The 11,192-nt window shown below is 70.9% G+C and carries 11 protein-coding genes and 1 riboswitch; of the genes, 9 read left to right on the top strand and 2 right to left on the bottom strand.

Going from position 1 to position 11,192, the window contains the following annotated elements:
* The first annotated feature begins 1 nt into the window (after window position 1).
* From IPJ61_RS06285 to IPJ61_RS06245, 9 genes are all read left to right on the top strand, one after another.
* Complete coding sequence (locus tag IPJ61_RS06285; RefSeq protein ID WP_297104235.1) at window positions 2–1,792, top strand: hypothetical protein; 1,791 nt, start codon at window positions 2–4, stop codon at window positions 1,790–1,792.
* Between the two features lie 341 nt (window positions 1,793–2,133).
* Complete coding sequence (locus IPJ61_RS06280) at window positions 2,134–2,718, top strand: AAA family ATPase (RefSeq protein WP_297104232.1); 585 nt, start codon at window positions 2,134–2,136, stop codon at window positions 2,716–2,718.
* 90 nt (window positions 2,719–2,808) lie between these two features.
* Window positions 2,809–3,072 carry a helix-turn-helix domain-containing protein gene (locus IPJ61_RS06275; protein WP_297104230.1) on the top strand — a complete coding sequence of 88 codons (264 nt, stop codon included), beginning with the start codon at window positions 2,809–2,811 and terminating at the stop codon, window positions 3,070–3,072.
* Entirely contained in the window at window positions 3,069–4,322 is a 1,254-nt protein-coding gene (locus tag IPJ61_RS06270; RefSeq protein WP_297104227.1) for a HipA domain-containing protein, read from the top strand. Before IPJ61_RS06275 ends, IPJ61_RS06270 begins: the two co-directional genes overlap by 4 nt.
* A gap of 45 nt (window positions 4,323–4,367) precedes the next feature.
* Window positions 4,368–4,477: riboswitch (cobalamin riboswitch) on the top strand.
* 31 nt (window positions 4,478–4,508) lie between these two features.
* Entirely contained in the window at window positions 4,509–5,246 is a 738-nt protein-coding gene (cobI, locus tag IPJ61_RS06265) for a precorrin-2 C(20)-methyltransferase (protein WP_297104224.1), read from the top strand.
* On the top strand, window positions 5,243–6,079 hold the full coding sequence (cobM, locus tag IPJ61_RS06260) for a precorrin-4 C(11)-methyltransferase (protein WP_297104221.1): 837 nt from the start codon (window positions 5,243–5,245) through the stop codon (window positions 6,077–6,079). The genes cobI and cobM overlap by 4 nt, the downstream gene beginning before the upstream one ends.
* Window positions 6,076–8,448, top strand: a complete 2,373-nt coding sequence (gene cobJ / locus IPJ61_RS06255) for a precorrin-3B C(17)-methyltransferase (protein ID WP_297104218.1) — start codon at window positions 6,076–6,078, stop codon at window positions 8,446–8,448. Before cobM ends, cobJ begins: the two co-directional genes overlap by 4 nt.
* On the top strand, window positions 8,445–9,671 hold the full coding sequence (locus tag IPJ61_RS06250; protein WP_297104215.1) for a CbiX/SirB N-terminal domain-containing protein: 1,227 nt from the start codon (window positions 8,445–8,447) through the stop codon (window positions 9,669–9,671). The genes cobJ and IPJ61_RS06250 overlap by 4 nt, the downstream gene beginning before the upstream one ends.
* Window positions 9,671–10,321, top strand: coding sequence for a precorrin-8X methylmutase (locus IPJ61_RS06245; RefSeq protein WP_297104211.1), 651 nt, complete (start codon window positions 9,671–9,673; stop codon window positions 10,319–10,321). Before IPJ61_RS06250 ends, IPJ61_RS06245 begins: the two co-directional genes overlap by 1 nt.
* A gap of 38 nt (window positions 10,322–10,359) precedes the next feature.
* Here IPJ61_RS06245 and vapC read toward each other — a convergent pair whose 3' ends face one another.
* Together vapC and IPJ61_RS06235 are read right to left on the bottom strand one after the other, a co-directional pair.
* Complete coding sequence (vapC, locus tag IPJ61_RS06240; protein ID WP_297104208.1) at window positions 10,360–10,758, bottom strand: type II toxin-antitoxin system VapC family toxin; 399 nt, start codon at window positions 10,756–10,758, stop codon at window positions 10,360–10,362.
* Window positions 10,755–10,964, bottom strand: a complete 210-nt coding sequence (locus IPJ61_RS06235) for a type II toxin-antitoxin system VapB family antitoxin (RefSeq protein ID WP_297104205.1) — start codon at window positions 10,962–10,964, stop codon at window positions 10,755–10,757. Before IPJ61_RS06235 ends, vapC begins: the two co-directional genes overlap by 4 nt.
* Between the last annotated feature and the right edge of the window lie 228 nt (window positions 10,965–11,192).

Below are 11,192 nucleotides of genomic sequence, written 5' to 3'. Positions count from 1 at the left end.
GATGGCCTTCATCTCATCGACCTGCGAACCGCTGCGGATCTGGTCTCGTCTCGAGCCCCGGGCCCGCCAGGTGGACTTCGCGGGCACCCTCTCCGCCCCGATCGCCGACCCCATGTTCCTGCTCGGCAGGCAATGGCAGTTCGGAGAGTTCGCAGGGACGGACGCCGGCTCGGCCATCTTCGCGACGTTGGCGCGTGAGATCCATCCCATGACGGTCCCCGGAGCGGGGCCGGACGACGGCGTTGACGCCGTCACCGAGCGGTTGCCGATCGCGTTCCCGCTCGTCGTCCGCGCCCGGCTCGGCCGGACCCTTCTGAGCAGGATGGACGCGGCGTTGATCGCCTCCGGCGCCGATCCCGCCTACGACCCCGAGGCGCTCCGGGAGATCTTCTACCGGTTCTACGGGCCTGAGGATCCCGAGCCGGTCGACCCGATCCGGGCGGCCCGCGACCGGACGACGCCTCGGGCGGTGCGGGCGCGCCACGCGCTGCGGGGCCGCAGCGTCGACGGCGTCCGGGTCTACCAACTGACCCCGCCGAATGTCACGACGGCGACGCTCCCGGCCGCGTTCCGGGCCGCGCTTCCCCCGGCCTGGGTGCCCGTCGTTCGCGACACCCTGCGCGCGTACCGCGCCTGGTTCGAGCGCACCTACGAGCTGCCGGGCCGGGAGGGGATCGGCAGCCGCTGGGAGGGCGACCAGCTGGAGTACGCCGTCGGCGGCGCCATCACCCGCCAGGGTGCGGAGACCGCGCTGGAGGCCGCCGAGCACGAGGGCGGCCACCTGGACTGGTACTCGTTCGACCAGGGCGCCACCCGGTTCCTGGCTGACGGCGAGCCTGCGGGGACCGTCGTCGACGTCCGGTCCGTGATCCCCGTCCCCGCGGAGTATCCCGGCATGCCGAAGCCGCGCTGGTGGCAGTTCGAGGACGCCGCCGTCGACCTCGGAAAGCTGAGCGCGGACGCGACGGATGTGGCGCGCATCGTCGTCAGCGAGTTCGCCCTGCTCTACAGCAACGACTGGTTCACGGTCATCTGCCGCCAACCGGTGGGCAGCGTCGCGGAGCTTCAGGGCGTCGTCGTGACGGACACGTTCGGCTGGCGCACGCTCGTGCAGCCCACGGTCCAACCCGCGGGGGCGGAATGGACGGGTTGGGACGCCTTCAGCCTCTCGCCCCGGTCGTCCGGCGCCGCGCAGGCGCCCCTGCCGCAGCACCTGTTCCTGCCGCGCACGCTGCCGCACATCGTCGACGGCGAGCCGCTTGAGCAGGTCGCCTTCGTGCGTGACGAGACCGCCGACATGGTGTGGGCGATCGAGCAGCGGGTCCCCGACGGGCTCGACGCCTCGCGCGACGCGGCGGAGGCATCGCGGCGGATGCGCCAGCAGATCGATCCGACGGCCGACGCGCCGCCGTCGCCGTCGGCCGGGCCGCTGCGCTACACGCTGCAGACCGAGGTCGCCGAGAACTGGATCCCCTTCATCCCGGTGCACCTGGATGGCCAGCAGCGGGCGATCCAGCTGCAGCGCGGCACGCTCCGCCGCACGATCGGCGAGGAGGACACGCTGATCAGGCCCGTCACGTCGATCCTGCGAGAGGGCATCGATGACGACGACAACCGGCTGGCCGCCTACTACGTCCACGAGGAGGAGGTCCCCCGGGCGGGCGTCCAGGTGCAGGGGCTGCTGCGCCGCGCGCGCCGATACGACGGCACCCCTGTGGTGTGGCACGCCCGTCGGGTCACCACAGGGAGGGGAGAGGCCCGTTCCGGCCTCGCGTTCGACCGGGTGACCTGACGCGCCACCGCTGGTTGCCCCGGCCACCGCCGGTTGAGCCCCACCACCGCTGCGTGAGCCGGGCCGCGGGGAACGAGCGCCCGTGTCGAACCAATGGCCCGCGCCCGGAGAACGTCCGCAAAGGGGGTTGACAGGCGCGTTGTGCGGGCGGACGATGAGGACACCATTGGAAGTGCTGAGCACACTCGTCTTTGTCGCGGGGAACAAGAAGAATTTCTGAACTGATGGGAGTCCTCCTGGGCGGACGTCGTGCGTTCTTCGCTGCGGATGCAGGGTTCCGTCTCGGCTCACCGTTCAGGGGGCACTTAACCTTTGTCGAGTCACCTGTGTACGAGATCGTCATGCATTTCATCGTCCTGACCGGTCTGCCCGGAGCGGGGAAGACCGAGACGCTCGCGCGGCTCGCCGCCGCGGGCGAACAGGTCGTCGACCTCGAGGGGCTCGCGCGGCATCGCGGATCCAGCTTCGGTCGGGTGGGCATCTCCGAGGAGCAGCCGACGGAGCCCGAGTTCCACGCCCTGATCGCCGCAGCGCTCGATGCCTGCAACCCCTCCCGACCCGTGTGGTTGGAGGACGAGGGGCCGCACATCGGGTCGCTGTGGCTTCCCCCTCGGGTCAGGGGGGCCATCGCGTCGGCTCAAACAGTTGAGCTGACCTGCCCCTTCGACGAGCGGGTGGAGCGGATCGCCGGCACCTACGGCACCGCGCCCCCGGAGGAGCTGATCGCGGCGACGCAGCGGATCCGGCGACGCCTCGGCAACAGCAGGACGGACAGGGCCATCAGCCACTTCCACGCGGGCCGCCCGCGCGCCGCGATCCGCGTCCTGCTCGACTACTTCGACGAGGCGTACACGCTGCGGGCCGCGGGCGACACCCGGGTGCCGCTGCCCGCCGGGGCGATCCCGCCCTCGATCGCGTTGTCCTGACCGCAGAGGCGCAACCGCAGAGGAGCAGCAGGGGGTTGTTACCGATCCTGCACATAGGTTAATGTGAAGGATCGGTGACAGGAGGTGCTCATGGCGTCGGCAGGAACGGCAGCCGATTTGGGAGCGGCCGTGCGCGAGGCGCGGCAGCGCGCCGGTCTCACCCAGGAAGAGGCGGCCCACAAGGCAGCGGTCTCTCGACGTTGGCTCATCGACCTCGAGCGCGGCCACAGCAACGCTCAGCTAGGCAAGGTGCTCCACACGATGGCGGCCCTGGGCCTGCGGATCGAGATCGTTCCGGTGACCATGCCGGAACGCAACAGCCTCGATGACCTCGTCGAATCGCTTTATCTATGAAGGACCTGGCGGTGTTCCTCTCGGGAACGCGGGTGGGCACGCTGTCCCAATCCGCCGGACTCAGTTTTGCCTATGACGAGGACTATCTCGCGCAGCAGGATCCGACGCCGCTGTCGTTGTCCATGCCGCTTCGTGGAGCGCCTTTCGGCCATCGAGTCACTCGGTCCTGGGTCGAGGGCCTCCTGCCGGGTGATCCGAGGGTTCGGGCACGGGTGGCGGCCCGCGGCGAGGTGAAGGCTTCGAACCCGCTGGCGGTCCTGTCGATCATCGGTCTCGATTGTCCGGGTGCTGTGCAGGTCTGCGAGGTGGATCGAACCGACGAGGTGAGACACGACGGCCTGCTCGTTCCCGTGGACGAGGCGTGGATCGGCGCCCGCCTTGCACTGCTCCGTCGCGATGACGCCGCGTGGCAGGTTGCCGACGAGCGCTGGAGTCTGGGCGGTGGGCAGTCGAAGTTCACACTTGCCCGAGGCATCGACGGACAGTGGTATGACCCGCGCGGCGCCGCCCCGTCGACGCATATCGTCAAGCCGGGCGTGCATCACGCGAAGCATCAGGCGCTCAACGAGCACGTCTCGCTGATTGCATTGCGCGGCCTCGGCATTCCGGTGGCGCCCTCGCGGTATGTGGAGTTCGACGGGGAGCCGGCGATCGTCGTGGAGCGGTTCGACCGCGGTAGGCAAGGCCCTACGGTTGTTCGACGCCACGCGGAGGACCTCTGCCAGGCGCTCGGGAACCAGACCATTTACGAGCGAGACGGCGGACCGACCGCCACGCAGATCCTCGACCTTCTCGGCGACCGCGCCGGGAAGCGCAGCAAGCTGCGGTTCGTCGAAGCTCTCATCGGCACCTATTTGTTGGGTTCGCCGGATGGGCACGCTCGCAACTACTCGGTCCTTCTTGAAGGGGGACAAGCGGCGCTGGCACCGCTCTACGATGTCGCGAGCTCGCTTCCGTACGACATCGCGGACAGCGGAATCATGACCTTGCGCACCATAGCGATCGCAATAGGCGGCGAGCACACCTTCGGAATGGTCGGGTTGGCCCAGTGGCAGCGGTTCTTCGCGGCCAACTCGATCGATGCGGACTGGGGCATCGACACGATCAAGCGCCAAGCGACGCGGCTCCCCGATGCGCTCGCGGACGCGTTCGCAGAACTGACTGGCGTCGCTGCTACGGATGAGCTCAGGCCGCGATACGTGGACGCCGTCGCGCGCTCCTGCCGTCAAGCGCTGCAGGCCGTCGAGTAGCCCGGTTAGGCGACCCCGGGGCGCGAGGCTGAGGCGTCGCCTGCCAGACTGGGCCGCGCACGAGGGTGCGAGGAAGCCGGTGAGAGTCCGGCACGGTCCCGCCACTGTTACCCCGCCCGGGGGAGTCAGGAACTCGTCTCGTGCGAGTCGTTTCCATGGGCGAGGACACCCAGAAAGGCAGGCCCAGTGGCGCATCCCCTTCTCGTCGGCGTAGGCGTAGGCCCCGGCGATCCCGAACTCATCACCGTCAAGGCGGTGCGGCTGCTGTCGGCCGCGGACGCTGTCCTCGTGCCCGCAACGGAGGAGTCCGGCGACGGCCCCGGGCGGGCCGAGCAGATCGTGACGGCCAACTGCCCGGAGGCGCGGATCGTACGGATCCCGTTCTCCATGGCCTGCAAGCGCGGTATCAGCGAGAAGCGCAAGGCATCATGGCAGGCCTCCGCCGATGCGGCCGTCGGCGCCTTCCGCGACGGCGCGGAGGTCGTCGTGTTCGCGACGGTGGGCGACCCCAGCGTCTACTCCACCTTCTCCTACCTCGCCGCGCACGTCGTCGAACTGCTGCCGGAGGTCGAGATCCAGGTGGTGCCGGGTGTCACCGCGATGCAGGCGCTGGCCGCTGAGAGCCGCACGCCGCTTGTCGAGGGCACCGAGACGCTCGCACTGGTTCCCGTGACCGCCGGCTTGGAGAAGCTCGGCGAGCTGCTGGACGCCGTCGACACCGTCGTCGCCTACAAGGGCGGACGGCGACTTCCCGAGGTCGCGGCGACCATCCGCGGCAAGGGCCGCGACGCCGTGCTCGGCGTCAACATCGGGCTCGAACGCCAAGAGCTGCATCGGTTGAGCGACGTCGAGGACGCCGCCGCGCCGTATTTCAGCACCGTGCTCGCGCCCGCGCGCCGCGGGGATACCGGGGGGCGGTTGTGAAGGGGAAGGTCGTCTTCGTCGGCGCCGGGCCCGGGGCCGACGACCTCATCACCGTGCGCGGGGCGCGCGTGATCGCCGAGGCCGACATCGTCATCTGGGCGTCGTCGCTCGTCCACCCCGGGATCGTGGCGGGCACCAAGCCGGGTGCGGTGATCGTCGACTCCGCGGCCGAGGCGCTCGAGGACACGGAGGCGCACTACCGGCGCGCGGCCGAGGAGGGGCTGCTGGTCGCCCGCGTGCACACCGGAGACCCGTCGATCTACGGCGCGACGGGGGAGCAGTACGAGCAGTGCCGCCAGCTGGGCCTCGACTACGAGACCGTCCCCGGCGTCTCCGCCTACTCCGCCACCGCCGCGCGGATGAACGCGGAGATCACCATCCCCGAGGTCTGCCAGTCGTTCATCCTCACCAGGCTCGAGGGCGGGCGCACGCCCATGCCCCCGCGCGAGACCGTCCGCGGTTTCGCGGCCCACGGCGCGACGATGGCGCTGTACCTCTCCGCCGCGCGCAACAAGCAGCTCCAGGACGAGCTGCTGGCCGGCGGGTACCCGCCCGAGACGCCGTGCATCGTCGGCTACCGGGTGACCTGGCCCGACGAGATGATGATGCGCTGCCGCCTCGACGAGCTGTCGGCCACCATGCGCGAACACAAGCTGTGGAAGCACACCATCGTGATGGTCGGCCCCGCGCTCGCCGAGGGCCACAGCGGCACCCGCAGCCACCTCTATCACCCCGGATTCCGACACGAATACCGCGCCGCCGAGGCGGGCGCCCAACGCGACCTGCGCGCCCACGGGGCCGGCGCGGTCCACACCCAGGAGCACACCGTATGATCCACGTTCACGGCTACCTCGGAGAGCTCTCCGACGACACCCGCGCCCTCGCGGAGGCCGCCGCCCTCGTCGTCGGCGGGCGGCGCCACCTCGCCGATCTGGGCGTGGGCCCCGAGCGCCAGGTGGTGCTCGGCGCGCTGACGCCGGCGCTGGAGCGCCTCGGCGCGCTGCGGCCCGACCAGGACGCGTTGGTGGTCGCCAGCGGCGACCCCGGCTTCCACGGCATCGTGCGACGCATCCGCATGGCCGGGCACCAGGTCCGGGTCCGCCCCGCGGTCAGCTCGGTCGCCGCCGCCTTCGCCGCCGTCGCGCTGCCCTGGGACGACGCGCTGGTGGTCTCCGCGCACGGCAAGCCCGTCGACGAGGCCGTCGCCGCCGCGAAGTGGCACCCGAAGGTGGCCGTGCTCACCTCGCAGGGCGCGGGCATCGGCGAGCTCGCCGCCGCCGTCGGCCACCTCGGCCGCACATTCGTCCTCGCCGAGCGGCTCGGCGAGGCGGACGAGCGCGTGCGCGTGCTGACCGCCCGCGAGGCCACGGCCCTCGACGACGTCGCCGAGCCCAACGTCGTCCTGATCCTCGACGGCACGCCCGACACCCGCGCGCTGATCTCGGGCGCGTCCTTCGCGCGGACGGAGGATGACGAGCCGGTCGTCGGCCAGCTCACCAACTCGCCCGCGGCGCGCCGGCACGCCGACCAGATCGACGGCGTGCTCGGCGTGGCCTCGATCCGCTACGACGGGACCGCCTCCGAGCTGCTGCCCAGGGCTTGGGCCGAGTGCGACCTGATCGTCAGCCACCTCGCGCTCGGCGCCACGACGCGGCTCGTCGCGCCGCTGCTGCGCGACAAGAAGACCGACCCCGGCGTCGTCGTCATCGACGAGGCGGGCCGGTTCGCCGTGCCGCTCGTCGGCGGCCACGTGGGCGGTGCCAACGACCTCGCCCGCCGGATCGCCGAGGGACTAGGCAGCACCCCCGTCCTCACCACCGCCACCGACGCGCTCGACCTCCCGGCGCTCGACACCCTCGGCTGGGCCTACTCGGGCGACGTCGCGGGCGTCACTCGCGCGCTGATCGACGGCGCCCCCGTTCGGGTCGAGAAGGCCCACCCCTGGCCGCTGCCCCCGCTGCCCGCCAACGTGGCGGTGGATGCGGGGGACGCGAGGGCGAGGATCGTCGTCACCGACCGGGTGAGCGTGTCGCCGTCGGAGCTGCCGACGGTGGTGCTGCACCCCAAGAGCCTCGTCGTCGGCATGGGCTGCAACCGCGGCACCCCCGTCGAGACACTGCGCGCGCTGCTCACCGAGACGCTGGCCGCCCACGACCTGGCCCTGGAGTCCGTGGCGGCCATCACCACCGTCGACCTCAAGGCGGGCGAGATCGGCCTGCTGCAGCTGGTGAAGCAGCTGGGCGTGCCGCTGCTCGACTTCACGCCGGAGACGCTGGCCGAGCAGGACGTGCCCACGCCCAGCGCGCTGGTGCAGGGGCATGTCGGCACGCCGTCGGTCGCCGAGGCGTCGGTGCTCGCGCAGGGTGCCGAGCTGCTCGTGCCGAAGCAGCGCAACTCCGACGCGACGTGCGCCGTCGGACGGATCCCCGTGCGGGGCAGGCTCAGCGTGGTCGGCCTGGGGCCCGGCTCCCGCGACCTGCTCACCCCCCGCGCCGTCGAGCGACTCCGCCAGGCCACCTTCATCGTCGGGTACGGGCCCTATGTGAAGCAGATCCGCGACCTGATCCGCCCCGGCACCCGCGTGCTGGCGTCCAAGATGGGCACCGAGGAGATGCGCACGGCCGCCGCGATCGACGCGGCACGCGACGGCGAGAACGTCGCCCTGGTCTGCGGCGGCGACCCCGCCATCTACGCGATGGCCAGCCCCGTCCTCGAGCAGGGCACCGACGGCATCGACGTCGACATCGTTCCCGGGGTCACCGCCAGCCTCGCCGTCTCCGCAATCCTCGGTGCGCCGCTCGGCCACGACCACGTGACCCTCTCGCTCTCCGACCTGCACACCAGCTGGGAGAACATCGAGAAGCGCCTCTTCGCTGCTGCGGACGGCGACTTCGTCGTCGCGCTGTACAACCCGCGCAGCCGCACCCGGCTGAAGCACCTGCCGCGCGCCCTGGAGATCCTCGGCGCGAAGCGCGCGCCCGACACGCCCGTCGCCGTGGTGCAGCAGGCCTGCCGCAAGCGGCAGAAGGTGATCACGAGCACGCTGTCGGAGTTCCGGCCCGAGTGGGTGGACATGAACTCGCTCGTGGTGGTGGGCTCGTCGACGACGAAGTTCGTCACCACCGGCGGGGGAACCACGATGATCGTGACCCCGCGCGACTACAAATGGATGCCAACCGACACCGAGGAGCACACCGCATGACCACGCCGCTCGTGATCGCCGCCCACGGCACCCGCGACGCCGAGGGCGAGGCCGTGTGCCGCGCCCTCGCCGACCGGGTGCAGGAGCTGCTGTCGGACCGGCGCGTCGCGCTGGGCTTCGTCGAGCTGAGCGGGCCATCGATCCCCGATGCGCTGGTCGACGTGCTGCGGGACCAGCCGGAGCCGCGCGCGGTCGTCGTGCCGCTGATGCTGGGCACCGGCGGACACGTCCGCGTCGACATCCCCGAGTTCATCTCGGAGGCGCTGGCGGCCGTCCCGGGAGCGCAGGTCGACTACGCGGCCCACCTCGGCCCGGATCCTCGACTCATGGACGCGGTCCGCCAGCGCGTCGCCGTCGCCCTGGGGGAGTGGGACCGCGCGGAGACCACGCTGGTATTGGTCGGCCGCGGGGCGCTGGTGGCTGACGCCAACGCCGACCATGTCCGTCTTGCCCGCATGTATCTGGAGGAGGACGGCTGGGGCGACGTCGTGCCCGGCTTCATCCAGGTGACGCGCCCGTCGCTGCCCGAGGCGCTGGACCGCGCCTACGCGGCGGGCGGGCGGCAGCTTCTTGTCATGGGTCACTGGCTCTTTCCCGGCCGGCTGCGCACCTGGACCTTCGAGCAGGCGGCGGACTGGGCCGCTGCCCACCCTGATGCCGAGGTCCGGCTCGCCGAGCCGATCGGAGACTGCGACGAGCTCGCGGCGGTCGTCGTCGGCCGGTATCGCGAGGCGCTCGTGGACGCGCCCGGGGTCGGATCCCCGGCCTATCTCAGCGGTTTGCGGTTGAAGGGTCGGCGCGTGGTGGTCGTCGGGGGTGGGTCGGTGTCGACACGGCGCGTTCCCCGGCTGTGTGAGGCCGGCGCCGACGTGACGCTGATCTCCCCGACGGCGACGCCCGGACTGGAGGAGTTGGCCGCCGACGGCCGCATCGCCTGGGAGCGCCGGGAGTACGCTGCGGGCGACCTCGACGGCGCCTGGTACGTCCTGGCGCAGACCGATAGCCCCGAGGTGAACGCCCGCGTGGCCGCCGAGGCGGAGGCGAGCCGCACGTTCTGCGTGCGCGCCGACGACGCTACCGGCGGAACGGCCTGGACTGCGACCACCATGAACGCCGACGGCGTCACCGTCGGCGTGCTCGGCACCAGGAACCCCGTGCGTTCGCGCGGCGTCCGCGACGCGCTGCTCGCCTCCGTCCGCTCGGCCCTCGCGCAGGAGGGGTGATGGTCGCCTATCTCAAGACCGGCGAGGAGATCTACGAGGAGTCGTTCCGGATCATCCGCGCGGAGACCAACCTGGCTCGCTTTCCCGCCGACGTGAGCCGCGCCGTCGTGCGCATGGTGCATGCCGCGGGGGCAACCGACATCGCCGACGACGTGGCCTTCACCCCGGGCGTCGTCGCGGCGGCCAACGCCGCGCTCCGGGCGGGGGCGCCGATCTTCTGCGACTCCTCAATGGTAGCCACCGGCATCATCCGCTCGCGGCTGCCCCGGGACAACGACGTGGTGTGCCACATCAAAGACCCGTCGTTGGCCGAGGTCGCGGCGGCGAAGGGAATCACCAAGACCATGGCCGCCGTCGATCTCTGGCTGCCGCGTCTGGAGGGCGCCGTCGTCGCGGTCGGAAATGCACCCACAGCGCTGTTCCGGCTGCTGGAACTGGTGGGGGACACGGGGGTCAAGCCCGCTGCGGTGATCGGCATCCCGGTCGGCTTCGTCGGCGCGGCGGAGTCGAAGGACGCGCTGGTCGCCAACCCGTTCGGCCTCGACTACCTGGTGGTCCGCGGCCGCCGAGGCGGCAGCGCGATGACGGTTGCGGCGGTCAACGCGATCGCCAGCACCGACGAGCTGACCAACACCTCCCGCCAGGACTGAGCAGGGCACCGGCCGCTCCTGCTGGTGGCTGTTGCATGTCAGTTCAGGGAGACAGTGCGTAGGCCCGTGTGCCTGGCGAGGACATCGAAGTCGCGGTCGCGGTGCAGAACGGGGACGTCGAGCCTGAGCGCGACGGCGGCGATCTGGCAGTCGCCGAGATTTCGCACGGTGTCGCCGGCTCGTCGACAGGCGCGCTGCAGACTGGCGGCGAGGAGGCTGTCGGAGACGGGGACGGTGGGGACGATGTCGAAGGCCTCGAGCATGCGTTGGCGTTCGCGGGCTTGGTTCTCGTCGGTGGTACCGCTGAGCAACTCCATCAGCACGGTCTCTGGAACCGCGATCGGGTCGCCGTTTCGGATCATCCGTTCCAGATGGTCGCCAGCCGGGCTGGGGCCGGGCCGAAGGAACTCAATCCAGACAGACGTGTCGACGATCATCCCTCTACCAGCCAGTCGCCTTCTATGTCTTCGTTGGTGGCGTCAAAGCCGCTGCCGCGCATGGTCAGCACCTCGTCGCGGGACATTGGTGCGACAGCCAGTTGGCGCAGGGCGTAGTCGACGGCGCTGCGCTTGGACGGCAGGTGGTACCGCTTCATCACGTCTGTGATGAGGTGCTCGTCGATGTCGATGTTCGTGCGTGCCATACACCAAGTCTACACAACGCGGATTCGCGAGTGCGACGGTCGTCCTAGGCGACCCCGGTGGAAGCCGCGAAACGAGGGTCTGGAAGACTGGCCGCACAACAACAGATTGCTTCGTGCAGGCACAGGAACCCGGGAGTTGTCCGGGACGGTCGCGCCACTGTGAGCCCTCTCCAAGGGAAGTCAGAAACTCGGCCTGCGCGAACCCGACGTCCGGGGCGCAGAATCCCG

This window comes from Tessaracoccus sp. (assembly GCF_016714275.1).
Classification (GTDB): domain Bacteria; phylum Actinomycetota; class Actinomycetes; order Propionibacteriales; family Propionibacteriaceae; genus Arachnia.
This window is presented reverse-complemented; position numbering and strand designations above follow the sequence as displayed.